The organism is Desulfofundulus thermobenzoicus, assembly GCF_009428905.1.
Lineage (GTDB): Bacteria > Bacillota > Desulfotomaculia > Desulfotomaculales > Desulfovirgulaceae > Desulfofundulus_A > Desulfofundulus_A thermobenzoicus.
On the sequence record NZ_WHYR01000167.1, the window covers coordinates 1 to 471 of the forward strand.

Sequence of the window (471 nt, forward strand, 5' to 3'; positions counted from 1 at the left end):
GTTGACAACGTCAAGAACGTTGATACCGTTAGCTTCAACAACTGTTACTCCAGGGATGTTACGAGCAGATAAAGCAACTGTTTCGTTTGCATCCGCAGTGACGATCAACGCTTTCTTCTCGACAGATAATCCTTTAAGGATGCCTGCGAATTCTTTCGTTTTCACTGCATCAAGAGTCAGATCTTCAAGAACGATGATGTTGTTGTCGATTACTTTAGAAGACAATACTGACTTGATAGCCAAGCGGCGAACTTTTTTAGGTAATTTATAAGAATAACTGCGTGGTGTTGGACCGAATACGATACCGCCTCCGCGCCATTGTGGTGAACGGATAGAACCTTGACGAGCACGACCTGTACCCTTCTGTCTCCAAGGCTTACGACCTCCGCCACGTACTTCAGAACGAGTTTTTACTTTGTGAGTTCCTTGACGTAAGGAAGCTCTTTGCATAAGAATAGCATCGAATACTAC

At 44.2% G+C, this 471-nt stretch carries 1 protein-coding gene; it reads right to left on the reverse strand.

Translation table 11 applies throughout. From position 1 onward, the window contains the following. Positions 1–471, reverse strand: a 471-nt coding sequence (gene rplD / locus GFC01_RS18040; protein WP_152948502.1) for a 50S ribosomal protein L4, incomplete at both ends; no start/stop codon positions are given.